This is a genomic window from Sodalis ligni, from assembly GCF_016865525.2.
In the GTDB taxonomy this organism is placed as follows: Bacteria; Pseudomonadota; Gammaproteobacteria; order Enterobacterales; family Enterobacteriaceae; genus Acerihabitans; species Acerihabitans ligni.
Map to the genome: position 1 here is coordinate 610385 of NZ_CP075169.1, position 22958 is coordinate 633342.

Consider the following 22958-nt stretch of genomic DNA (forward strand, 5'->3'; position numbering starts at 1 on the left):
GTGATTAACCTTTGCTGCCGCCGCTGGTTAAACCGCTCACCAGGAATTTTTGCAGCCAAATGGCGATAAACAGCGGCGGAACCGACGCCAGAATGCCGACGGCGGCCACCAAACCGTCGTCGGTGGCCCGGCCGGCGGTAAAACCGGCGATAGTGACCGGCAGTGTTTGTGCCTGGATGTTATTGGTAAACAGCAGTGCGTAAAAAAACTCATCCCAGGCCAGCAGCCAGCCGAATACCGCCGAGGCGGCCAGCGACGGTTTCGCCAGCGGCAGGGTGATCCGCAGCAGTACCTGCCAGAAGCGCAGGCCGTCCAGTCGGGCCGCCTGTTCAATATCCAGTGGCAGGGCATCGAACTGGTTTTTCAGCATCCAGGTCAGAAACGGCAGTATCAGCGAGCAATACACCAGAATGAGTCCCAGGTGGGTATTCAGCAGCGACAGCTGCTGCAGCACAAAATAGAGCGGCAGCACAAAGGCAACCGGCGGCACCATATAAATGGCCAGACTGCCCATCAGCCAGCCGTCGCGGCCCGGGTAGCGGGAGAAGCTGAACGCCGCCGGAATGGCCAGCGCCAATGAAATCAGCGTGGCGCCGGTTGCGGTGATAATGCTATTGGCCAGGGCGTGCAAAAACAGGTCTCCCGGCTGGCCTGGTTCAAGGGACAACAGCCGGCCGTAGCGGCTGAAGTCCCATTGGCGCGGTATCCACTCCAGGGGAATCCGGGCGAGATCCGCCGATGAGCTGACGCTCATCAAAAACAGCCACAGCAAGGGGGCAAGAATGGACATCGCCAGCACCAGCGCCGCTCCATAGCGGAGCATTGTCCTGATATAACGTTTCATTGCTCAATTCCCCGTCGGCGCTGTCGCGCGATCATCAGCATGTAAATGGCGATCAGGATCCCGCACAGCAAGGTCATCAATATGGCGTAGGCGGCGCCGCTGCCGGCGCGCAAATAGCTGAAAGACTCCTGATAGACAAAAAAGCTCAGGGTCTTGGTGCTGTCCGCCGGACCGCCGCGGGTCATCACGTAAATAATGTCGAAAATCTTGAACGCGTCAATGGTGCGCAATATCAGGGCTACGCCCAGCGGGCCGAGAATGGCCGGGAAAGTAATGGCGCGAAAGCGCCGCCAGGCGGATGCGCCGTCAATGCGCGCCGCCTCGAATAAGTCGTCCGGAATCGATTGCAACGCCGCCAGGGTCAGTAGCGTCACCAAAGGATAATTTTTCCAAATATCGGCCAGCATCACCGCATTCATGGCCGAGTCAGGAGAGCCCAGCCAGCTGCGGTAGCTCCCGATCAGTCCGAGCTGGGTCAGCAAGGCGTTGATGCTGCCGTAATCCGGGTTGAAATTGAGCCGCCACATCATGGCGTTGACAATGGTGGGCAGCGCCCAGGGTAATATCACCAAGACCCTCAACAGGCTACGGCCGTAGAATTGTTGATTCAGCAGCAATGCCACCAATACCCCTATCACCCCTTCGAGCGCTACCGAGACGACGGTGAAATAGAGCGTACGCGCCAGGGCGGCGAGGAAATCGGGATCGGTCAAGGCATAGAGATAATTGTCGAAGCCCACCGGCTGCGGCGCCGCCCCGCCCCCAATCAGCGCGGCATCGGTAAAACTCAGCCAGAGGGTGCGGGCCAGCGGCCAGGCGGTCAGTAAAAACATCATCACCAGCATGGGTGCCAACAGCACCCATGCCTGACGACGCTCACGTTGCGGCAAACTGAGCATGAAGCAATCCTTAATGCAAACGATCCGCAGCCTTGGTCGCCGCCTGCATGCCGGCCTCCGGCGTCACCTGGTTTTGCAATACCTGCTGCAGGTTCTGCTGCAGTATATTGGAGAGCTGTGAATATTGATCGGTGGCCGGGCGCGACAACATCACATTCAGGGATTGTTTCGCCGCGGCGATTAACGGTTCCTGCCCTTGCTGTACCGCCGGGTCGTCATATGACGATTTCCATACCGGAAGGCTCAGCTTGGCATATTTGTCCTGCACCGGCTGTGAGACCATGTAGGTAATATACTGCCAGGCCTGTTCAGGATGCTGGCTGGCCTTGGCGATACCCAGCCCCATGGAGCCGTTGACGCCGGAAACGTCCCCCGCCTTGCCGCCCGGCGCCGGGACAATGCCCACATCCCCGGCCACTTTGCTCTGTTTGGGATCATTGGCCATGTTGTACATATAGGTCCAGTTCAGCGCAAAAGCCGCATCGCCATTGGAGAAGGATTTACGGACGTCCTCTTCCAGATATTCCCGCGAGTTGGGGTTGGTCAGGCCTTTGTCCAGCGTTTCTTTCATATAGGTGACGGCTTTCAGGGCGCCGGGATTGGTAAAATTGAATTTCCCCTGCTGGGTAAATTCGCCGCCGAATGCCTGGACCAGGGTGGTGTAATCGCAAATCAGCGCTTCCGCCTGTGACCAGCTCCAGACCAGGGGGTATTTAACGATGCCCTTTTGTTTCAGGATTTCCGACTGCTGTTCCACCTGCTCCCAGGTTTGCGGCGGGGTAGTGATGTCGGCCTTGGCGAGCATGGCCTTGTTGTAGTAAAGATATTTGGTGTCCAGAATCCACGGCAGGCCCCAAATCTTGTCTTTATAGGTGACTGTGCTCATGGCGCCGGAGAAGATCTTTTTGCTGTCATCGCCGTTAATGCGCGGGGTCACATCCTGCAGCAAGCCGAATTTATAAAATTCCGCCGGCCATATGGCGTCAAACAGCACCACATCGTAGCCATTGCCTCCGGCGCCTCTGGCGGCAACGATCTTGTCGTGCAACGCTTCGTACGGTACGAACTCCAGATTGACGTCAATATCGGGATGCTGCTTGGTGAAATCGGCGGTCATGGCGCGAATGTCATTTTCGCTGTAGGCGGCCTGGGTCATAAACAACGCGCTGATTTGGGTTTTGGCCAGGGCTTGCGCCGAGAGTCCCAGCGAGAGGACTGATAGCGCACAAAGGGTCAGGGCGGGGCACATTCTCTTTATATTCATAACGTCTCTCCGGAAACAGCCAGTGTTGGGGTGGGGATTAAATCAATTTGATTGTTTTAATAGGCGAAAGCAATAAGGACCTCTTTGTCCTGTGATGCCTGTCGCCGATACCCTTCATCTTTCGAGCTGCAACTCGAAATCTAATGGGTATAGATAAGCAAATGGCGTGCCGGGAAAGGCCTTCTGGAATAATTAAATCAATTTGATTGCTATAAAGCATATGCACATACTGGCGCTACGGGTGATGAGCGGTAGGGAGCAAATGAGAAATTCAGGAACCAATCTGGAGCACGCCAGGGCCCATAACCGCCGGGTAGTGATCGAAGCCATCCGGCTGCAGGGAGAACTGACCAGGGCGGAATTGGCGCGTCTTACGGCGCTGACTCCGCAAACGGTGTCCAACATTGTCCTGGAATTACAGCAGGCGGGGATTCTGTCATCTCATCTGCCGCGGCATGTGGGGGGACGAGGACAACCGGCGGTTCCCATCACATTAAACCCCGATAGCGCCTACTCCATCGGTATCCATCTCGATCATCAAACCCTGCTGGTAGTGCTGGTGGATCTTACCGGCAACGTCCGTTTCAGACGCCTTTGTTTGGTGCGAAAGCCCCAACCGGGTGCAACCTTGGTCTTGATTAAGCAAATACTGGCGGAAATGAAAAAGCAAGAGGTGATCGATTGGCGCAAATTGCTGGGCATCGGCGTGGTTATGCCGGGGCCTTTCGGAGTGGAAGGTATTTCGTCCCAGGGGCCGACAACGCTGCACGGCTGGGAAAATATTGATGTTGCGGCAGAGCTGTCGGCGGCCACCGGCCTGCCGGTCACGCTGGAAAATGATGCTACCGTGGCGGCCATCGGCGAGCGTTTCCACGGCGTGGCCAAGCAGCTGGATTCCTTTATTTATCTTTATATTGGAACCGGCTTGGGGGCCGGCATCTTTACCGACGGCCACATCTACACCGGCCATGCCCATAACGCCGGCGAGGTAGGCCATATGGTGGTTCAGCCGGACGGCCGGCCTTGCGCCTGCGGTAATCATGGCTGCCTGGAGTGCTATCTTTCGCTGCAGTCGGCCTATGAAGCCTGCGGGCTCGATCCGATGACCGCCATGCCGGAGGATCTGCTGCAGGTGGACGTGGCCTGTTTCGATCGCTGGGTTGAATCCGCCTTGCCGGCCACCCGCCAGGGTATCAATATTATCGAGTGTATTTTTGATGCCGAAACGGTGATCATCGGCGGCCAGATGCCGCAGCCGCTGGTAGAAAAGATTGTCCGGCGGCTGCATCCGCTATTGCGCTCGGTGCGCAGTAAATACCGTGACGAACAGCGGGTGCGCATCGGCATGACCGGTACCGATACCGCAGCGCTGGGAGCCGCGGCCCTGCCGATATTCGATGAATTCAATCCGCAATACGAAGTGCTGCTGAAATAAAAGCCCGCTGCGCGCGGGCTACCGGCCTTAATGAAGTATCTGCGACAGAAACGCGCGGGTGCGTTCGGATTTAGGCTGGGTAAAGAATTCGTCCGGCGGGGCTTGTTCGACGATCTCCCCGCGATCCATAAAGATCACCCGGTCGGCCACCGTGCGGGCAAAGCCCATTTCATGGGTAACGCACAGCATGGTCATACCGTCGTTGGCCAGGCCAATCATGGTATCCAGCACTTCTTTCACCATTTCCGGGTCCAGCGCCGAGGTAGGCTCATCGAACAGCATGATTTTCGGCTTCATGCACAACGAGCGGGCTATGGCTACCCGCTGCTGCTGACCGCCGGAAAGCTGGCCGGGAAACTTATTGGCGTGCTCGACGATGTGTACCCGCTGCAGATAATGCATGGCCAGCTCTTCGGCTTCTTTTTTCGGCATTTTGCGCACCCAGATCGGCGCCAGGGTGCAATTCTGCAGCACCGTCAGGTGTGGAAACAGGTTAAAATGCTGGAACACCATGCCCACTTCGGTACGCACCCGTTCGATATTGCGCAGATCGTCATCCAGCAGGGTACCGTCAACCACTATAGTTCCCTGCTGATGCTCTTCCAGATGATTGATACACCTGATGGTGGTGGACTTTCCTGAACCGGAAGGACCGCACAACACGATACGTTCGCCGGATTTCACCTGTAGATTGATGTCTTTCAGCACATGGAACTGGCCGAACCATTTATTGACGTTTTCCAGCGTAATCATCAATCGTTCGTTTGGGTTGGCGTTATTGTCGCTCATGGGTTACCTCAATGCGTGGAAGAATGCCCGGTATGAAAACGCCTTTCCAAATGCTGGCTATAGCGGGACATGCCAAAACAGAAAATCCAGTAGACGAGCGCGGCAAAGACGTATCCTTCCGTGGACATTCCCAGCCAGGCCGGGTCAACCGTGGCCTGTTGAACGCTACTGAACAAATCGAACAAACCGATGATAACCACCAGACTGGTATCTTTGAACAGTTCGATAATGGTGTTGACCAGACTGGGGATGACCATTTTCAGCGCCTGGGGCAAAATAACCAATCCCTGGGTTTTCCAATAACCCAGGGCCAGGGATTCCGCCGCTTCATACTGTCCCTTCGGCAACGCCTGCAAACCGCCGCGCACCACTTCCGCCACATAGGCGGACTGGAACATGATAACGCCCACCAGTGCGCGGATAAGCTTATCGATATTGGTGCCTTCCGACAGGAACAGCGGCAGCATCACCGAGGACATAAACAGGACGGTAATCAGCGGTACGCCGCGCCACAGCTCGATAAAAACAATGGAAAACCACTTCACCACCGGCATTTTCGACCGGCGGCCAAGGGCCAGCAGCACGCCTAGGGGCAAGGCGCCGGCGATACCCACCGAGGCGATAATCAGAGTCAAGGTCAAGCCGCCCCACTGGCGGGTTTCAACCCGGCTGAGGCCGAAAAAGCCGCCGTACAGCATGATCCAGGTAAAAAGCGGGAATGCCACCACCCAGCAGACGATGTAACGGCCGCGGCGGGGCATGGCTTTCCAGAATATCGGTATCAGGCTCAGAAGCCCTACCACCAGGGTAAGATTGATGCGCCAGCGCTGATCGATAGGATATAAACCGTACATGAACTGGCCGAAGCGAGCGTGGATAAACACCCAGCATGCGCCGTCACGGGTACAGTCGCTACGGGTCGCGCCGGTCCAGTTGGCCTGGAATATCAACCAGTTCAGCAACGGCGGTACCACCACCCAAAGCAGCCAGAGACAGAACAGTGTCAGAATGCTGTTGGTAACGCTGGAAAACAGGTTTTGCCGTATCCAGAACAGGGCCAGGCCCAGCCGGCTACGCGTCGGGGTTGCTACGGGTTCATGGGGAGTTAATGTCATGGTCATGGATTTCCCTTAGCGCTCAACCAATGCTTTACGCCGGTTATAAAGGTTCATCAAGAACGAAATCAGCAGGCTGATAATCAAATAAACCGACATGGTGATGGCGATGGTTTCGATTGCCTGCCCGGTTTGGTTCAATACCGTACCGGCAAAGAGAGACACCATATCCGGGTAACCGATGGCGGCCGCCAGCGAAGAGTTTTTTACAATGTTTAAATACTGGCTGGTGAGCGGCGGAATGATCACCCGCAGCGCCTGCGGCAAAATGACCTGGTTTAGCGTGACGGGATTCGGTAATCCCAGCGATCGGGCCGCTTCATGCTGGCCATAGGGAACCGACTGAATGCCGGCGCGGATGATCTCGGCGATAAAACTCGAGGTATAAATGGACAGCGCCAGCGTCAGGGCCGCCAGTTCGGGAATCAGCGCCATACCGCCGCGGAAGTTGAAGCCCCTGAGCGCAGGGACATCCCAATGCAGGGCATCGCCGAAAATAAACTGCGCCAGTGCCGGCAGGCCCAGGATAAGTATGATAATCCACGGCCAGCTGCGCCGCAGTTCGCCTGTGGCCATCTGATGCCGGCGGTTGAACCGGTAAAGCACCAGCGAGACCGCAACGGCTATCACTACGGCCAACAGTGTGGGAATGGCGCCAGTGCCGGCGAGCGGCATGGGCATATAGAGGCCGCGATTGCTGAGAAAAATCATATCAAAGGCGTTGATTGACTGGCGGGGGCCGGGCAGATTACGCAGTACGGCGAAATACCAGAAAAATATCTGCAGCAACAGCGGAATGTTACGGAAAGTTTCGACATAGATGGTGGAAAGTTTGCGTAACAGCCAGTTATCGGACAGCCTCGCCAGCCCGAGGAAAAATCCGAGGATTGACGCAAAAACGATCCCCAGCGCGGAAACCAGCAGGGTATTGAGCAAACCGATAATAAAGACTCGCCCGTAAGTATCGCCATCCTGAAAAGAAATCAGATGTTGTATGATGCCGAAGCCAGCGGCGTCGTTGAGAAACCCAAAACCGGAAGTGATGCCGCGATGATGTAAATTGGTCAGGGTATTGTGCAGAATGTAGCCGACAAATGAAAATAACACCACGACCGCGAGGATCTGATAAACCCAGGCGCGTACCGCAGGGTTTGTCAAGGAAAATGCGCCTTTTGCAGTTTGGCGTTGTCGCATGTGGAAAGCCCCGAAAATAAATCTGATGGAAAAACACTGGCGCCATGCGCCAGTGTTCCCGCCTATTGGCAGTTATAATTAACGTACGGGCGGAGCGTATTGGATACCGCCCTGATTCCATAAGGCATTCAAGCCGCGTTTGATTTTCAGTTCGCTACCCTGGCCGACGTTACGTTCAAAACTTTCGCCGTAGTTGCCCACTTGCTTGACAATCTTGTATGCCCAATCGTTTGGCAGTTTCAACTGTTCGCCGAAGTTGCCTTCTTTACCCAGTAGATGGGCCATATCGGGATTGGTGGGGGTGGCGAGCATCTGATCGACGTTCTTGGAGTTGACGCCCATTTCTTCCGCGTCCAGCATGGCGTACAGCGACCATTTCACAATGGCGAACCAGTCATCATCGCCGCGGCGGACCACCGGGCCTAAAGGTTCTTTGGAGATCACTTCCGGCAGGACCACATAATCATCGGGTTTACCCAGTTTGATGCGCAGCGCATAAAGCTGCGACTGATCGGAAGAGAGCGTATCGCAGCGGCCGGATTCCAGCGCCTTGGCCGTTTCGTCGGAGCGGTCGAATGTCAGCGGGGTATACTGCATTTTATTGGCTTTAAAGTAATCGGCGACATTCAGCTCGGTATCGGTACCGGACTGCAGACATACGGTTGCGCCATCCAGATCTTTGGCGCTTTTCAGCCCGGCTTTCTTTTTGGTCAAAAAGCCGATGCCGTCATAATAGTTGACGCCGGCAAACACAATGCCCATGGACGCATCGCGGGAAGAGGTCCAGGTGGTATTACGTGAGAGCACATCCACCTCGCCCGATTGCAGCGCGGTGAAACGCTCTTTGGCAGTCAGGGGAGTGTATTTAACTTTGCTGTCATCACCAAAAACGGCAGAAGCAACGGCCCGGCAAACGTCCACGTCCACGCCGGTAAACTTGCCGCTGGCGTCAGCGTAGGAAAAGCCCGGCAAACCGTCGCTGATGCCGCATTGTACGAAACCTTTTTTCTTAACCGCATCCAAAGTCGTGCCCGCATGTGCCTGGTTAGCTATCGCAAAGAGGGTTGCTGCGGCGGCTAACGCGGAAATCATAATTTTTTTCATAAAGCATCCTGTGAGGCCGAAAATAAAGCTAATGGTTTGATGCACTTTTGCCGCGCATCTGTCCTGTCAATGGCATATCGCCAGTATCCTCATAGCAAAGGGGATGCCAATTCGGCAATCGCATGTCTGCCGCGACATCACGGGCGTTTGGGACATCGGAACAGGCCTTTATGGGGCAAGCATGCACTTATTTGGTGCAATGGCGGCGCCAATGCACCACTTTACGGCAATGAGTTCCATTATATGGGAATGTTGTTCACATTTTGCGCAATATGCAATTTGATCGGCACTTTTGATAGCGCTTGTGATGGCAATGCGGGATAACGCTTGCATCCGAGGCGTCGATATGAGTTAATAGTGTCAACGGTTTGTAGCGCAGACCTATTTATGAAAGCCATTTTAGTAAAGTTGTTCTAGTAAAAGCGATAGTCTACCATCACTTCTTCGACGAATTTCCTTCTTAAGTGCCACCATAAGTAATCCCTGATAAACAGACCTCATCGCCACAATGTGGCACAAATAATTATGAAGGAAGTATCTATGTCTGACAAAGTGAAAGGTTTAGTAAAATGGTTCGACGCTGGTAAAGGTTTTGGTTTTATCACTCCTGAAGACGGCAGCAAAGATGTATTCGTACATTTTTCCGCTATCCAGAGCAATGATTTCAAAACGTTAGACGAAGGTCAACGTGTAGAATTCACGATCGAAAAAGGCCAGAAAGGCCCGTCTGCTGCGAACGTTGTCGCACTGTAAGTCCCGCTATTGTCAGTACCCGCTTGGCCAGCGCGGACGTTTAGTCTGCACGCTGTGACCCTATAGCAGTTACCTGATAGCAAAATTTAAGACCCTGACTTCTGTCGGGGTTTTTATTTGAAAACCGACATGATTTTGTTATCCGTTAAACGCCCTCACCTACTTATCGCCATGATCGGTTATAAAAAATCATAATAAGATATGGAATATTATCAATGTTGACATTAATTGAAAATTTAATTCTAATCAATACTCGTTTTGCTTATAAAATAATTTATTTTAATTAAAAGAGTTAATATTGGTGAATATTAATGAGTATAACAAACTATTTTTATAGAAAAATATCGGCGAATACAATAATCATAAAAATCAAAAGCACCTTCTCATCAACAACAGCAGTTATTTATCAACCGTTTGTCTGAGATGCCTGCTCATAGGGCCAGATATGATAATGCATCGCTATGGTTAAAAATAATATTATTGCTCACCAATGCCGCTCAACTGTCTCAAGGAGCCTCATTGTCGGCCAGTACGATTTCAAAACAGTTATATTTAAATGAAAGTAATGATTCGCCCATTCCTAAAAACTTATTGCCATAGTCAATGTCAAAATAATCCCACTGCTATCATACCAAAACGGCATTCAATCTATTATTATAGCGTCGACAATAAAGATGAAAAACATTTAACCTCTGAGCGGTTAAACCGTCGTAAAAAAGAGTCACGTCAAGGCAGGTTACAGAAATAAAATAATTTTAGATAACGGAGTCCGCAAATCCAAAAGTGATGTCGATGGCTTGAGAAAAATTGATATGGATTTAAAGCCTGCATTAGCGGTTTCCAATAGTTTTAAGTATTTTAATAAATACGAGTCGATTAAGACGTTCTTAAACGCTTATAAAAATAACTACCCTAATCTGTTTAAAGTGGCGGCTGATGAAATCAAAAGCGATAATCAAGAAAACCGGTTTGTCTCTCGACCCTGATAAAACCTATTTTCATCGGTTCACATCGGCGCAGAATGATCCCGCCTCGGTGACCGGGTGGCGCCATGATAGCACCACAGCCATAGAGTCAAGGACGTTGACTGAGTGCGTGCTGTACAACTTCTCTGCAGATGCTCGTGACAATATGGATGTTGTCGATCAGATGACGGGTATTTATAACGCTTCAACCTTACCCACAGGATGCTTTGGCGGCGAGAATCAGGTGCCGATCAAACCTTCCACCGTAGCTAATCTTATCATAGAGATGGATTTTTTTAATTTATATATATATAAATTGAATAAATATTGGCAGACGGATATTCCGGAATATATCTTTTTAGCCCAATTTCTTTTAGAAATAAGCCAGCCAACGCAATCTAATAAAAAGTATGCCGGCTTATTTCTACAGGCTTTTGGTCTTGTTCCCCAGAGGAAAGCCGCCATAAAAAAATATTTATTCGATATTAATGGTTTTAAGTCTACTGATATCATTATATTTAGTTTTGATGATTCTCAACATTACGGTATGTATGTACCAGGGAAGCCTGGGGGGATTTTTTACTTTCACACGCTTGAAACCATGAAAACATGGTTTATAAAAAGTTGCATGGAAAAAGGGAGTCGTGAAATTATTGCCGGCCATTTTTCAATTGACACCAGGCAGGAAGGAATTCTTCTTGATGGAGTCAATAGCTGGCTTGATTTTTTGGAGAAGATGCCGATGCGATAAACTACTTGGATAGGATCTGGTGGAGACGTGATGAAATAACGGATGATTTAGTTCGGTTTATCGTTATGCAACAGAAAAACAGGGCATTGAGCGACGCGGACAGTCTGATTAAATCCAATGCGGAGGTGCGAAGGGATATGGCTATAAAATATTTTTCCATTATGAATATGCTTTTGCCTAATCCTGTTACTCCCTTTATTTCCTTGGGGCTGGACATTGACAAAATGGTCAATGGCGATGATGAGCCAGAAAGAAAAGAGGCGGCACGCTTGGTGCTGGGCGATGGTATAAACGTGGCGCTAATCGCCATGGGAGGACTGCTGGAGGGAAGGATGTCCATTGCTTATAATGAAGGCGCTGGGTTCCGGTTTGGGGGTATGCCGGTATCGGAGCAGCTGAAAAATGAAATGTATCATATTGATTCAGCCGGGTCTCAAACATCAGAGAAGGCTTTTTCGTTTGAAAAAAACTTGTTAAACTCAACCCGCGATGAAATAAATGATAAAATAACTTTTCATAAAAATGTCTTAACAAATCTTGATAAACTCGATATCAAAGGAGTGAATATATCAACTTCAGCATTATCCAAAATCAATAACTTCGGTATTTTTCATGATGCGGTGGGCGATCAGTACCTCAAGATTAAAAACACGGTTTATCAAGTAAAACCTGCCGGACATCCAGGCTATTATTTCCTTGGTGAAAAAATAATATTGGCATCATCTTTAATAAGAAATTAAATCGATATCGGTTAATTGACTTGGAAAAGCTGCGCCTAACTGATGCCATTCCTTGTAAGACAACAAGGTCAATCAGCATAGTGGGTAACCGCCTTTGCCTCCCGCAATTTTCCCCGCAGGTAAGGCGGATTTTAGCCAGGCACATAGAAATAAATCCCTTATATGATTATAACGAATCTGCAATTGTATATGATAGGGATGGGAATTTTTTTAGAGATAGAGCTAATAATCAGAAATATATACTTTTCTCTAATAGATATTTTCCTGTTGAAGATATTGAGAATGGTTTTGTTATATACAAACCAGGGGAGCATGGGCATGGGGATAAGCTGACTCGGGTTTATTTCAGTCTCGATAATAAACAGTCTTACCTGATTACTCGCATGGAACGCATTGGAGAAATATTCAGTCAGGCGCTTATCGAGCCTAATCTATTAAAGATGAGAAATACACGGCCCCTGAACGCTCATGAGAGGCAAGCGTTGGCAGACTTTCAATACAAGAATATGCGACAAGTTAATGAGGCTTTGCATAAGCGCGTGTCTACCAGACATCGCCCGGTGGTTATTGACTCGGATGTTTTGCGACAAATAGAAAATATCCATTCCGCCTTGGCTAAGATGAAACCAGCGCAATGCACCGTAGTAAAATCGGCAGAATGCAAAAAGTGATTTTCTCAAACTTAAACCTAACGATGTGTTTATGGCTGAGAGCTTTATGCTGGCCGGTTTTAAAAACCAGTGGGGAAAGATATAAACTTGTATTGGGACTCTGAGGAAATACCGGTTGAATTTTCCGTACAGCTTAAAACAGAGGATATCCTATCAATTTACATGTCGGGGATGTCTCGGACATTGCTATTCTGGTAAAGGATAAAACCTTTTCAGGACCACTGATATACAAGGGCTCAAGGTAAGTTTGAAGGAAATTTCTTCATATGATGTAAGGAAGTATATCTCGAGCCTCAATGAGATACGGTCACTTAATGTTGATATTTCCCATGATGGCATAGACAGTTTAAATAAAGAAGTGCATCTCATGCAGGGATTACTCAAGAATAAATATTCCAGCTTACATAATGCGCCTGAGTATATGGAAAAATATTCAAAACTGCTATACGGTCTGGCGGAAAAACAGATTTACTCTTCCGCCCTGGAAGAATACACCGAGGCCGGCAGCGATTTTATCAATGACTGGCTGCGGTTCGGCAGCCGGTCCAAGGATACGGCAATTTTATCAGCTGATGAAGAGGCGGCCGAGCTGCTGTCCGACTATGACAAAATGCATGATTTCAATGGTTACGCCTTTCGAGTAGCTGAATATCCCCGCGGCGTTTACGGCCAGGCGGTGCAGGAAGGGGACATTGTGGCGGATAAGGGGTTTATGTCTGCCTCCGCGTTGCCCGTTAACTGCGTGGGCTGGAAAGAGGGCTGGACCAGGCAGTTTTCCAAAACCAGGGGGGATCAGATAATCGTCATATTCGATAAAAATGTGCCTAAAAAAATCGCCGGCACCGGTTTCCTTATCGATCACATCCTGGTAAAACCACGTACTCCGCTGAACGTGGTCAGTATTACGCCGGCCGATGATCTCAAGGGCAACCCGGTCCTTATCGTTAGTGTCAGCCGCGCCAAAAGCGCCCGGCGCATTAAGGATATATTCACCGGCAAGGTAATAATCTGATATTTACCGGACTAGGGTTTTATCGGATAAGTAGAGATGATTTCCAGCATACCGTTTATGACAAACTGTACGCCCATACAGACCAGCAAAAATCCCATCACCCGGCAGACTGCCTCGATGCCGCTTTCTCCTATCAGGCGCATGATGGCGCCGGAACTGAGCAAACATCCCCACAAGATGAGGCTGATGCAAAGAAAAATAAGCACCGGTGCGACGGTAATGACCCAGGGTGAGAAATAAACCGAGTCTTTTACGGTGGAGACCGAACTGATAATCATGGCGATAGTGCCGGGGCCGGCGGTGCTGGGCATGGCCAGCGGGACGAAGGCAATGTTGGGGGCGGGGTGGTGGTGTATTCCGTCGCCGGGCTGCAACTGGTCATCGGACTCATCTTTCTGCTGCGGGAACAGCATGCGAAAACCGATAAAAGCGACGATAAGGCCGCCGGCTATGCGCAGGCCGGGTATAGAGATGCCGAAGGTATTCATCACCACCGTGCCGGCATAATACGCCGTCATCATGATGATAAAGACATACACCGAGGCCATGAGCGATTGCCGTCTCCGCTCCTCCTGGCTCATGTGTTTGCCCAGGGCCAGAAATAATGCCACAGTGGTCAAAGGATTGGCCAGCGGCAGCAGCACCAGCAAGCCTAAGCCTATCGCTCTGAAGAGTTCGCCCATAGTATTTTATTTCCTTATTAAAAAAGCGCTAACGGTCTCCCGTTAACGCTTTTATTATTAATAAGTTAAGTTACAGTATCAATTCATACCGTACTTTTTCAATTTCTTACGCAGCGTGCCGCGGTTGATACCCATCATCAGGGCCGCGCGGGTTTGATTACCGCGGGTATATTGCATGACCATGTCCAACAGTGGCTGTTCCACCTCAGCCAGCACCAGCTCATACAAATCATTAACATCCTGACCATTTAATTGAGCAAAATAGTTCTTCAGTGCTTGTTTCACCGAGTCCCGCAGCGGTTTTTTTGTTACCTGATCCTGAGAGTTAACGGTGGAAACGGTCAGTACGTCAGAATTTTCGCGTTGTTCGAACATAGTTCTGTCAGCTCTTTTTTCAATTACGCAAGATTTTCAAAATATGCCTCCAACGCCTCCAGCTGTTCGCCGGCATCCTCTATGGCGTTGAATGTGCGCCTAAACTGGTTGTCGGGGGCATGCTCCTGTAAGTACCAGGAAACGTGCTTTCGAGCAATGCGGAATCCTTTGCCTGGACCATAAAAGTCGTGCAATTCCCGTATATGTTCTATCAGCAAACGCTTTACCTCGCCTAACGGCAGCGGCGGCAGCGTTTCCCCCGTATCCAGATAATGCTGGATTTCCCGGAAGATCCAGGGTCTTCCCTGAGCGGCGCGTCCTATCATCAGGGCGTCGGCCCCGGTGTAGTCCAATACCGCTCTGGCTTTATGCGGGTCAGTGATGTCGCCATTCGCGATAACCGGAATGGCGACAGACTGCTTAACTGCCCGAATACTGTCGTACTCCGCGTGACCGTTAAACAAACAGGCGCGGGTGCGGCCATGAATCGTGATGGCCTGTATACCACAATTTTCGGCCAATTGGGCAATTTCTACACAGTTACGGTGTTCCGGCGACCAGCCCGTGCGTATTTTCAGCATGACCGGCACGTCTACCGACTTGACCACGGATAACAGGATCTGTTTCACCAGATCCGGAAACTGCAGCAAGGCGGAACCCGCCATTTTCCGGTTCACTTTTTTAGCGGGACAACCCATGTTGATATCAATCAGCTGCGCGCCGTTCGCCACGTTAATGACGGCGGCAGCAGCCATATCCACAGGGCAGCACCCGGCAATCTGCACGGCCCGGATACCGGGCTCATCACTATGTACCATACGCAGACGCGACTTATCCGTGCGCCATACCTCAGGATTAGAGGAAAGCATCTCGGAAAACGTCAATCCGGCCCCCATTGCATGACAAAGCGCTCTGAATGGCCGATCTGTCACACCGGCCATCGGAGCGGCCATCAGGCAATTATCGAGCTGAAGCTGTCCAATACGCATAGACAAAGAGTGACCATACTGTGTCCGCAAGGGCGCGTATATTACGCATTTTTTTCGTCAGATGAAAGGCCAAACTTTGAACAATCCTGTGCTATAGATCAATGAAAATGTTCATAGGATGGCCTGCGTGACTATTTTTTTATAAATTACAAAGGGTTATTCTCATAAACACCTTTTGTGCGGTGGAAATTTTTTCACCAACAACTCATTTCTGCCGCGACGGAGGCTGGGGCCGGGCCCGGCCTTTGCCTCATTCGCGGCGGCGACCGGTTAACCGGCACCATTCCTCTTTCTCCGCCACGGGGTCCAGCAGGAAAGCGTCGGCATAGGCCGCCGCAACGCCCTCCGCCTGGCTGGCGAGAATGCCGGACAAACCGATAAGACCGCCTTTTTTTTCCGGCAAGGCGCAGAGCAGCGGGGCCAGCTCACGCAGCGGCCCGGCCAGGATATTCGCCACCACCACATCGGCGCGCAGGTTGTCGGGCTTATCCTGGGATAAAAACAGGGTGAGGCGCTCTTCCACCCCGTTACGGCGGGCATTGTCCCGGCTTGCCTGAATGGCCTGCGGGTCGATATCGATACCGATGGCGCGGGCCGCGCCCAGTTTCAGCGCCGCGATGGCCAGGATACCGGAGCCGCAGCCGAAATCGATAAGGGTCTTGCCGGCGAGATCGAGCCCGTCCAGCCATTGCAGGCAGAGGGCGGTGGTAGGGTGGGTGCCGGTGCCGAAGGCGAGGCCGGGATCAAGCATGACGTTTACCGCGCCGGCGTCGGGCACCGGTCGCCAGCTCGGGCAAATCCATAGCCGGCGGCCGAATCGCATGGGATGGAAGTTATCCATCCATTCCCGCTCCCAATCTTTATCCTCAAGCTGTTCGATTTTGTGGGCAAAACCCTCTCCCAGCAGCGGATGGCCCGCCAAGGCCTCTATTAACGCCGCCATATCGGCGTCGGCGGCAAACAGGCCTATGACATCGGTATCGCCCCATAAACGCGTCTCGCCCGGCAGCGGCTCGAAAACCGGGTTGTCGTGCGTATCCTGAAAGGTGACCGAGACCGCGCCGTATTCCATTAGCGCGTCGCTCAGGGTTTCCGCGTCGGCGCCGGTGGTATTGATCTTAAGTTGAATCCAGGGCATGGCTGCTCCGATAAAAAAGTGAATGGCCGGCCGGTTCCGCCTTGCCGCTACGTTTAAAAGGTCACAGACCGGCCGGTTCCGCCTGGCGGCCCGTTTCGCCGAACCTGTTGCCCGCCACAAAGGCCAGCAGGCTCAGCAGCAGCGAGGGCACAATGGGATGAAAACCGCCGGGTTGTATATCAAGCGTGGCCAGCACGGCGTAACAGACGCCGCCGCATATCATAGAACTTAGCGCACCGGCGGCGTTGGCGCGTTCCCAGTAAAGACCCAGCACCAGCGGCCAGAGAAATACCGCTTCAAGACCGCCGAACGCCAACAGGTTCAGCCAGATGATCATTTCCGGCGGGCGCCAGGCGGCCAGCAGCAGCAGCAGGCCGAGAATAAGCGTTACCGTGCCGGACATTCTGGTGAGCAGGCGCTGGTTGCCGGCCTGATGCGGACGCAGGCTGAGGTAGAGATCCTTGACGATCGTCGCGGAGGATTGCAGCAGCTGCGCATTGATGGTTGACATAATGGCCGCCAGCGGCGCCGCCAGGAAGATGCCGGCCACAAACGGCGGCAGTACGGTGATCATCAGCGTCGGGATGACCTGATCGGGGATCTTCAGGTCGGGAAGGATCGCCCGTCCCAGCGCCCCCGCCAGATGCATGCCGAGCATCAATACGCCGATCACCAGAGTGCCGATGATAATACCGCGGTGCACCGCTTTGCTGTCCCGGTAGGAAATACAGCGTACCGCGGTATGGGGCAGGCCGATTACCCCGAAACAGACCAGGATCCAGAACGACGCCATAAACGGCGGCGACAGAATATGATCCACCCCGGTGGGGGCGGTGAGCGCCGGCTGGATTTGGTGCAGTTTGGTCACCGCCGCGGACAGGCCGCCGGCGGCGTGAATGACGCCGTACAGCAGAATAAACGTACCCAGCAGCATCACCAGCCCTTGAAAGGCATCGTTGAGCACGCTGGCGCGAAAGCCGCCGAAGGCGGTATAGAGCGCGATGGTCACGCCGAAAATCAGCAGACCGGTATCATAGGGTATGCCGGCGGCAGTCTCCAGCAGGCGCGCGCCGCCGATAAACTGGACCGTCATGGCGCCGATAAACGCCACCAGCAGGCTTATGCTGGCCAGCCAGACCAGTAGCGGACTGTTATAACGGGCCAGCAGCGTATCGTTCAGGGTAACCGCGTTATAGCGCCGGGCCAGGATGGCGAATTTTTTTCCCAGCACGCCCAGGGAGAGCCAGACGGTCGGCACCTGGATCATGGCCAGCAGCACCCAGCCGAGGCCGTATTTATAAGCGGCGCCCGGCCCGCCGATAAACGAGCTGGCGCTGATATAGGTGGCGGTAAGGGTCATCGCCAGCACGAAGCCGCCCATGGAGCGGTTGCCCAGGAAATATTCGTTGAGGAAGTCGCCTTTCCGGCGGCGGCGGTAGGCATAGACGGAGAGGATAAATACCAGCGCCAGATAAGCTATCAGGGGGATGACAACCTTAGTTTGCATCGTTATCCTCCAGCGGTATATCGCGATAGATAAAGCGCACCATAAGGCAGCAGAGCAGCAGGAACAGCAACGGCACCCATAGGCAGGCCATTTCGAACCAGTGGGGTAAGCCGGTAATGCCCTGCTTATCGTCCGGCAGGTAGGCGGCCAGCAGCCAGGCAATCAGGTAAGCCACCGCCAGGCCGAACGCCCAGCGGGCTTCGCGGTGGGCCTGCGGAAATCGTTTATCCATGATGTTTATGCCGATAGAAGTCATAAAATAGGCCGGTAATAACCGGCCTGTTTCGCCTACATAGCGTCCTGCCCCGCCTCTTTAACTCCGGGATCGTTTTTCAGCGAGGTAAGACATATAATCTATTGTTAATACTGTTATTTTTCCTGCAGGCCGAGTTTTTTCTCCAGATAATGGATATTGGTGCCGCCGTGCTGGAAGTTTTCGTCATTCATGATTCTGAGCTGCAAATCGATATTGGTCTTGATGCCGTCGATAATCAGCTCCGCCAGGGCATTTTTCATGCGCGCGATAGCCACGTCGCGGTTTTCGCCGTAACAAATCAGCTTGCCGATCATGGAATCATAATAAGGCGGTACGGTATAGCCGCCGTAAATATGCGATTCCCAGCGGACGCCGAAACCGCCCGGCGCATGAAAACGGGTGATCTTGCCCGGGTTGGGCATAAAGGTGTTGGGGTCTTCGGCATTGATACGGCATTCCACCGCATGGCCGCGCACCACCACTTCTTCCTGCTTGATGGACAACGGCTGGCCGGCGGCCACCCGCAACTGCTCTTTGATGAGATCAATGCCGGTGATCATCTCGGTCACCGGATGCTCCACCTGGATACGGGTGTTCATTTCAATAAAGAAAAACTCGCCGTTTTCATACAGGAACTCAAAGGTACCGGCGCCGCGGTAACCGATGTCCCGGCAGGCCTTGGAGCAGCGTTCGCCGATGTAACGGCGCATGGCTTCGGTAATGCCCGGCGCGGGCGCTTCTTCCACGACCTTCTGGTGGCGGCGCTGCATGGAGCAGTCGCGCTCCGCCAGGTAAATGGCGTTGCCCTGGCCGTCCGCCAGCACCTGGACCTCGATATGCCGGGGATTTTCCAGGTACTTTTCCATATAGACCATGTCGTTGCTGAACGCGGCCTTGGCTTCGGCGCGGGTCATGACGATGGAGGATTCCAGTTCATGGTCGCTGCGCACTACGCGCATGCCGCGACCGCCGCCGCCGCCGGAGGCTTTGATGATAACCGGATAACCGATGCGCTTGGCGATGGCGCGGTTTTTCTCCATATCATCCCCCACAGGCCCATCGGAGCCGGGCACACAGGGTACGCCGGCTTTTTTCATGGCGCTGATGGCGGAAACCTTATCACCCATTAATCGGATGGTTTCGGCGCGCGGTCCGATAAAGATAAATCCTGAACGTTCCACCTGTTCGGCGAAGTCGGCGTTTTCCGACAGAAAGCCATAACCGGGGTGAATGGCCACGGCGCCGGTGATTTCCGCCGCTGAAATAATGGCCGGGATATTCAGATAGCTTTTTACGGAGGGGGGCGGCCCGATGCAAATGGTTTCATCCGCCAGCAGAACATGTTTAAGGTCGCGATCCACCGTGGAGTGTACCGCCACGGTTTTGATGCCTAATTCCTTGCATGCGCGCAAAATACGCAGCGCAATTTCACCACGATTGGCGATGACTATTTTATCTAGCATGTGGCGCCTCGTTATTCGATGACGACCAGCGGCTCGTCAAATTCAACCGGTTGACCGTTATCCAGCAAAATGGCTTTAACAACGCCGGCCTTATCGGATTCGATCTGGTTCATCATTTTCATCGCTTCGACAATGCATAATGTGTCGCCGACATTGACCTTCTGGCCGACTTCCACAAAGGGTTTGGCGTCCGGGCTCGGCGTGCGATAGAAGGTGCCCACCATCGGCGAGCGTACCAGATGGCCGCTCATGGTGGCGGGTACGGCGGATTCCGCCGCGGGCGCGGCGGCGGGAGCAGGGGCAATTGCCGGCGCCGCCTGCTGCTGCTGGGCGGGTATATACGCCTGTTGCATCATCGGATAGGCCTGCATCGCCGGGGCGCGGCTAATACGAACCGATTCTTCGCCTTCGGAGATTTCCAGCTCTGAAATGCCGGATTCTTCAACCAGTTCAATCAGTTTCTTGATCTTACGAATATCCATGAGTGGGTTCCATACACTAATTAATTGGATGCAGACAGCCGCTTAACCGCCGTCTGAAAAGCAAAATAATAACCGTCGGCGCCGAGGCCGCAGATAACGCCGACCGCAATATCGGAGAGATAGGAGTGATGGCGGAAAGGCTCACGCGCATGCACATTGGAAAGATGAATTTCAATAAACGGAATATCGACCGCCAGCAGCGCGTCCCGCAGGGCTACGCTTGTGTGGGTGAACGCCGCGGGATTGATGACGATGAAGTCGGTATTGCCACGGGCCTGATGGATACGTTCTATCAGGACATGCTCCGCATTGGATTGGAGATGGCTGAACGTAACGTCGTGCTCCTTGGCCAGCGTATCGAGATGGCTGACAATATCCGCAAGGGTGGTTCGTCCGTATTTATCCGGCTCCCGCGTCCCCAACAAATTCAGATTGGGGCCGTTAAGAAGCAAAATGTGCAATTTATCCGCCATCGTGCCGCTATCTCCCGTTAATTGACGATACCCGGTAGAAAATAACCTTATGGTATCAATTTGTCATCTTTTTGCTGCAAAATTCGCCGCAAATTGCCGGCCGCTTTATACATTATAAAGATATCGCGGCTTTTAGCCGCTAAATGCTGGCGATATCCGCGAAGTTTACCTTGGCGCCTGCCGCAAAGTGGAGAGCAAGATAGCGCATTTTGAACGGGGATAGAAATAAAAACTTATTGTTTCATGACCACCAATGGCGAAATTTTTTATAACGCAGAGCCAAAAGCACCGCCGCCCCTAGGGCATACATCAGGGGCAGCGGCGACAAAATTTTCACCGACCAAAGATAATGAATCGGGGCGAGGATCGCCACCACATAGATCAGGTTGTGCAGCGTTTGCCACCGGCCTTTCAATTTGCGCTGGGCGCGCTGGGTTGAGGTGACCGCCAGCGCCAATAATATGAACCAGCTGACAATCCCCAGCGTCAGGTAGGGCCGGCTTACCAGTTCGCTGCCCAGCAGGCCGAGATTATCGATGCCCAGCTCCAGCAGCGCATAACTGAGCAAATGCAGGGTGACCCAGGCAAAGCACCACAGGCCCAGCATGCGGCGGCAGCGGATCAACAGCGGCTGGCGGCCGTAGCGGGCCAGCGGCGTCACCAGTAGAGAGGCCAGTAGCAGCTTAAGGGCTGTCCGCCCGGTGAAATGCTGGATATCCTTGGCCGGGTCGGCGCTGAAATCTCCTTGCAATACCGCATAAACCAGCCAGACCAACGGCAGAAACGCCGCCAGGTGCAGCAGGATTTTGAGCCAGAAAATGTGCTTGAGGGTCAATCGCACTTAAAAATTCTCCCGTAGATCCAGTCCGCGATAGAGTCCGGCCACCTGTCCGGCATAGCCGTTGAACAACAGGGTCGGCTGGCGCTTTACATCAAGGATGCCGCCGGAACCTATCACCCGCTCCGTTGCCTGGGACCAGCGCGGGTGATCCACATGGGGGTTTACGTTGGCATAGAAGCCATACTCGTTCGGCGCCGCGAGATTCCAGGTGGTGGGCGGCTGGTCGTGGGTCAGCCGGATACTGACTATGGATTTTATGCCCTTGAACCCGTATTTCCAGGGAGTGATCAATCTGATGGGCGCGCCGTTTTGCGGCGGCAGGGTTTTGCCGTAGACGCCCACCGTCATCAGCGCCAGGGGGTGCATGGCTTCGTCAAGGCGCAGCCCCTCAACATAAGGATAGGCCAGGCCGCCCCCCAGCAGGCTATCTTTTTCGCCGGGCAACTGCGAGGGATCGTCCAGCGTCTGGAACGCCACGAAACGCGCCTGGCCGGTGGGTTCCGCCAGTTTAAGCAGCTTTCCAAGCTCAAAGCCTATCCAGGGCACTACCATTGACCAGCCTTCAACGCAGCGCATCCGGTAAATCCGCTCTTCCAGGGGGAAACGCCTGAGGATATCGTCCATATCCAGGGTGACGGGTTTCGCCACTTCGCCGTCGATGCGCACCTTCCAGCCGTCGGTTTTTAAGCCGCCGGCATTATGTGACGGGTCGGATTTGTCCATGCCGAATTCATAAAAGTTATTATAGCCGGTGACTTTTTCCTCCGGCGTTAACGGCAGCCCGGCGTGCCACTGCGCCGGCTGAGTGAAGGTCAGGGCTTTGCCGGGCGGAGCCTTGGGCGGCTCGTGCCGTTTTATCCAGGAGGCGATATCAGCCCGGGCCTGAAACGGTAGACTCAGCGCGGCCGCGGTGAGCCCCAAGGCTTTCAATACTTTCCTGCGCTGGAAAAAGGCTTCTTCAGCGGTGACATCGGCGTCGCGCAATGCACGGTAACGGTTCATGACGGGCTCCACAGGATCAAACCACAGGCTTTCACATTATTTATAAGTATGATGCATAAAAATCATTTTCATTCCCGCTACGCTTCAACGTGCTGTCAACTCCCCCTCGCTGACTGACGATTTTGGGGGATTTATAAACGTATTGGCTAAAAATATGTCATTTTAAACCAACTACCGATACACTTATTTTGATTTGCAACCGGCGGTAAAGGC

24 protein-coding genes are annotated in these 22958 nt (G+C 52.8%); 6 read left to right on the forward strand and 18 right to left on the reverse strand.

What is annotated here, in order from left to right; genetic code table 11:
• Positions 1–4 precede the first annotated feature (4 nt).
• Genes GTU79_RS02820 through GTU79_RS02830 form a run of 3 tightly spaced genes read right to left on the reverse strand, consistent with a single transcriptional unit; the run spans position 5 to position 3007 of the window.
• A complete protein-coding gene (locus GTU79_RS02820) occupies positions 5–844 on the reverse strand; it encodes a carbohydrate ABC transporter permease (RefSeq protein ID WP_132923621.1) in 840 nt (279 codons plus the stop codon).
• Positions 841–1743: a carbohydrate ABC transporter permease gene (locus tag GTU79_RS02825; protein WP_203522931.1), complete on the reverse strand. Its 903-nt coding sequence runs from the start codon at positions 1741–1743 to the stop codon at positions 841–843. Before GTU79_RS02825 ends, GTU79_RS02820 begins: the two co-directional genes overlap by 4 nt.
• Before the next feature lie 10 nt (positions 1744–1753).
• Positions 1754–3007: an extracellular solute-binding protein gene (locus GTU79_RS02830; RefSeq protein ID WP_203522930.1), complete on the reverse strand. Its 1254-nt coding sequence runs from the start codon at positions 3005–3007 to the stop codon at positions 1754–1756.
• A 262-nt stretch (positions 3008–3269) separates the two neighbouring features.
• Here GTU79_RS02830 and GTU79_RS02835 point away from each other — a divergent pair, with 262 nt between their 5' ends.
• Positions 3270–4442: an ROK family transcriptional regulator gene (locus GTU79_RS02835; RefSeq protein WP_203522929.1), complete on the forward strand. Its 1173-nt coding sequence runs from the start codon at positions 3270–3272 to the stop codon at positions 4440–4442.
• Between the two features lie 27 nt (positions 4443–4469).
• On the opposite strand, the gene GTU79_RS02840 is transcribed toward GTU79_RS02835, so the two are convergent.
• From GTU79_RS02840 to GTU79_RS02855, 4 genes are all read right to left on the reverse strand, one after another.
• Positions 4470–5231 (reverse strand): amino acid ABC transporter ATP-binding protein, encoded by a 762-nt coding sequence (locus GTU79_RS02840; protein ID WP_132923617.1) that lies wholly within the window; start codon positions 5229–5231, stop codon positions 4470–4472.
• Between the two features lie 8 nt (positions 5232–5239).
• Positions 5240–6346 (reverse strand): amino acid ABC transporter permease, encoded by a 1107-nt coding sequence (locus tag GTU79_RS02845; RefSeq protein WP_132927894.1) that lies wholly within the window; start codon positions 6344–6346, stop codon positions 5240–5242.
• A 15-nt stretch (positions 6347–6361) separates the two neighbouring features.
• Complete coding sequence (locus GTU79_RS02850; RefSeq protein WP_132923616.1) at positions 6362–7540, reverse strand: amino acid ABC transporter permease; 1179 nt, start codon at positions 7538–7540, stop codon at positions 6362–6364.
• 78 nt (positions 7541–7618) lie between these two features.
• Positions 7619–8644 carry an amino acid ABC transporter substrate-binding protein gene (locus GTU79_RS02855; RefSeq protein WP_132923615.1) on the reverse strand — a complete coding sequence of 342 codons (1026 nt, stop codon included), beginning with the start codon at positions 8642–8644 and terminating at the stop codon, positions 7619–7621.
• 540 nt (positions 8645–9184) lie between these two features.
• Between GTU79_RS02855 and cspE the strand changes: the two genes are divergently transcribed.
• The 5 genes from cspE to GTU79_RS02880 all read left to right on the forward strand — a co-directional run bounded on the left by cspE (position 9185) and on the right by GTU79_RS02880 (position 13536).
• Entirely contained in the window at positions 9185–9397 is a 213-nt protein-coding gene (gene cspE / locus GTU79_RS02860; protein WP_132923614.1) for a transcription antiterminator/RNA stability regulator CspE, read from the forward strand.
• Between the two features lie 936 nt (positions 9398–10333).
• Entirely contained in the window at positions 10334–11113 is a 780-nt protein-coding gene (locus GTU79_RS02865; RefSeq protein WP_214513685.1) for a dermonecrotic toxin domain-containing protein, read from the forward strand.
• Between the two features lie 137 nt (positions 11114–11250).
• Positions 11251–11853 carry a hypothetical protein gene (locus tag GTU79_RS02870; protein ID WP_214513686.1) on the forward strand — a complete coding sequence of 201 codons (603 nt, stop codon included), beginning with the start codon at positions 11251–11253 and terminating at the stop codon, positions 11851–11853.
• A 20-nt stretch (positions 11854–11873) separates the two neighbouring features.
• Positions 11874–12524, forward strand: coding sequence for a hypothetical protein (locus GTU79_RS02875; protein WP_214513687.1), 651 nt, complete (start codon positions 11874–11876; stop codon positions 12522–12524).
• Between the two features lie 421 nt (positions 12525–12945).
• Positions 12946–13536, forward strand: coding sequence for a hypothetical protein (locus GTU79_RS02880; protein WP_214513688.1), 591 nt, complete (start codon positions 12946–12948; stop codon positions 13534–13536).
• An 11-nt stretch (positions 13537–13547) separates the two neighbouring features.
• Here the strand turns inward: GTU79_RS02880 and GTU79_RS02885 are convergent, their stop codons facing one another.
• From GTU79_RS02885 to msrP, 11 genes are all read right to left on the reverse strand, one after another.
• A complete protein-coding gene (locus tag GTU79_RS02885; RefSeq protein WP_132923612.1) occupies positions 13548–14219 on the reverse strand; it encodes a MarC family NAAT transporter in 672 nt (223 codons plus the stop codon).
• A 78-nt stretch (positions 14220–14297) separates the two neighbouring features.
• A complete protein-coding gene (gene fis, locus GTU79_RS02890) occupies positions 14298–14594 on the reverse strand; it encodes a DNA-binding transcriptional regulator Fis (RefSeq protein ID WP_132923611.1) in 297 nt (98 codons plus the stop codon).
• Between the two features lie 23 nt (positions 14595–14617).
• Positions 14618–15583, reverse strand: a complete 966-nt coding sequence (gene dusB, locus GTU79_RS02895) for a tRNA dihydrouridine synthase DusB (protein WP_132927893.1) — start codon at positions 15581–15583, stop codon at positions 14618–14620.
• Between the two features lie 250 nt (positions 15584–15833).
• On the reverse strand, positions 15834–16721 hold the full coding sequence (gene prmA, locus GTU79_RS02900) for a 50S ribosomal protein L11 methyltransferase (protein ID WP_203522925.1): 888 nt from the start codon (positions 16719–16721) through the stop codon (positions 15834–15836).
• Between the two features lie 61 nt (positions 16722–16782).
• On the reverse strand, positions 16783–18228 hold the full coding sequence (gene panF / locus GTU79_RS02905; protein ID WP_203522924.1) for a sodium/pantothenate symporter: 1446 nt from the start codon (positions 18226–18228) through the stop codon (positions 16783–16785).
• The gene (locus GTU79_RS02910) at positions 18218–18460 is read right to left on the reverse strand and encodes a YhdT family protein (RefSeq protein ID WP_203522923.1); all 243 of its coding nucleotides are present in this window, start codon (positions 18458–18460) and stop codon (positions 18218–18220) included. Before GTU79_RS02910 ends, panF begins: the two co-directional genes overlap by 11 nt.
• Positions 18461–18597: 137 nt before the next feature.
• Positions 18598–19947 carry an acetyl-CoA carboxylase biotin carboxylase subunit gene (gene accC / locus GTU79_RS02915; protein WP_132923607.1) on the reverse strand — a complete coding sequence of 450 codons (1350 nt, stop codon included), beginning with the start codon at positions 19945–19947 and terminating at the stop codon, positions 18598–18600.
• A gap of 11 nt (positions 19948–19958) precedes the next feature.
• Entirely contained in the window at positions 19959–20429 is a 471-nt protein-coding gene (accB, locus tag GTU79_RS02920) for an acetyl-CoA carboxylase biotin carboxyl carrier protein (protein WP_132923606.1), read from the reverse strand.
• A gap of 20 nt (positions 20430–20449) precedes the next feature.
• Positions 20450–20902 carry a type II 3-dehydroquinate dehydratase gene (aroQ, locus tag GTU79_RS02925; protein WP_132923605.1) on the reverse strand — a complete coding sequence of 151 codons (453 nt, stop codon included), beginning with the start codon at positions 20900–20902 and terminating at the stop codon, positions 20450–20452.
• A gap of 241 nt (positions 20903–21143) precedes the next feature.
• Positions 21144–21743, reverse strand: a complete 600-nt coding sequence (gene msrQ, locus GTU79_RS02930; protein WP_203522922.1) for a protein-methionine-sulfoxide reductase heme-binding subunit MsrQ — start codon at positions 21741–21743, stop codon at positions 21144–21146.
• Entirely contained in the window at positions 21744–22745 is a 1002-nt protein-coding gene (gene msrP / locus GTU79_RS02935) for a protein-methionine-sulfoxide reductase catalytic subunit MsrP (RefSeq protein WP_203522921.1), read from the reverse strand. It lies immediately after the preceding gene.
• Between the last annotated feature and the right edge of the window lie 213 nt (positions 22746–22958).

Coding starts and splice junctions, on each gene's coding strand:
- GTU79_RS02820 (WP_132923621.1), bottom strand. CDS start 844: ATGAAACGTTATATCAGGACAATGCTCCGCTATGGAGCGGCGCTGGTG.
- GTU79_RS02825 (WP_203522931.1), bottom strand. CDS start 1,743: ATGCTCAGTTTGCCGCAACGTGAGCGTCGTCAGGCATGGGTGCTGTTG.
- GTU79_RS02830 (WP_203522930.1), bottom strand. CDS start 3,007: ATGAATATAAAGAGAATGTGCCCCGCCCTGACCCTTTGTGCGCTATCA.
- GTU79_RS02835 (WP_203522929.1), top strand. CDS start 3,270: ATGAGAAATTCAGGAACCAATCTGGAGCACGCCAGGGCCCATAACCGC.
- GTU79_RS02840 (WP_132923617.1), bottom strand. CDS start 5,231: ATGAGCGACAATAACGCCAACCCAAACGAACGATTGATGATTACGCTG.
- GTU79_RS02845 (WP_132927894.1), bottom strand. CDS start 6,346: ATGACATTAACTCCCCATGAACCCGTAGCAACCCCGACGCGTAGCCGG.
- GTU79_RS02850 (WP_132923616.1), bottom strand. CDS start 7,540: ATGCGACAACGCCAAACTGCAAAAGGCGCATTTTCCTTGACAAACCCT.
- GTU79_RS02855 (WP_132923615.1), bottom strand. CDS start 8,644: ATGAAAAAAATTATGATTTCCGCGTTAGCCGCCGCAGCAACCCTCTTT.
- cspE (WP_132923614.1), top strand. CDS start 9,185: ATGTCTGACAAAGTGAAAGGTTTAGTAAAATGGTTCGACGCTGGTAAA.
- GTU79_RS02865 (WP_214513685.1), top strand. CDS start 10,334: ATGAAATCAAAAGCGATAATCAAGAAAACCGGTTTGTCTCTCGACCCT.
- GTU79_RS02870 (WP_214513686.1), top strand. CDS start 11,251: ATGGCTATAAAATATTTTTCCATTATGAATATGCTTTTGCCTAATCCT.
- GTU79_RS02880 (WP_214513688.1), top strand. CDS start 12,946: ATGGAAAAATATTCAAAACTGCTATACGGTCTGGCGGAAAAACAGATT.
- GTU79_RS02885 (WP_132923612.1), bottom strand. CDS start 14,219: ATGGGCGAACTCTTCAGAGCGATAGGCTTAGGCTTGCTGGTGCTGCTG.
- fis (WP_132923611.1), bottom strand. CDS start 14,594: ATGTTCGAACAACGCGAAAATTCTGACGTACTGACCGTTTCCACCGTT.
- dusB (WP_132927893.1), bottom strand. CDS start 15,583: ATGCGTATTGGACAGCTTCAGCTCGATAATTGCCTGATGGCCGCTCCG.
- prmA (WP_203522925.1), bottom strand. CDS start 16,721: ATGCCCTGGATTCAACTTAAGATCAATACCACCGGCGCCGACGCGGAA.
- panF (WP_203522924.1), bottom strand. CDS start 18,228: ATGCAAACTAAGGTTGTCATCCCCCTGATAGCTTATCTGGCGCTGGTA.
- GTU79_RS02910 (WP_203522923.1), bottom strand. CDS start 18,460: ATGGATAAACGATTTCCGCAGGCCCACCGCGAAGCCCGCTGGGCGTTC.
- accC (WP_132923607.1), bottom strand. CDS start 19,947: ATGCTAGATAAAATAGTCATCGCCAATCGTGGTGAAATTGCGCTGCGT.
- accB (WP_132923606.1), bottom strand. CDS start 20,429: ATGGATATTCGTAAGATCAAGAAACTGATTGAACTGGTTGAAGAATCC.
- aroQ (WP_132923605.1), bottom strand. CDS start 20,902: ATGGCGGATAAATTGCACATTTTGCTTCTTAACGGCCCCAATCTGAAT.
- msrP (WP_203522921.1), bottom strand. CDS start 22,745: ATGAACCGTTACCGTGCATTGCGCGACGCCGATGTCACCGCTGAAGAA.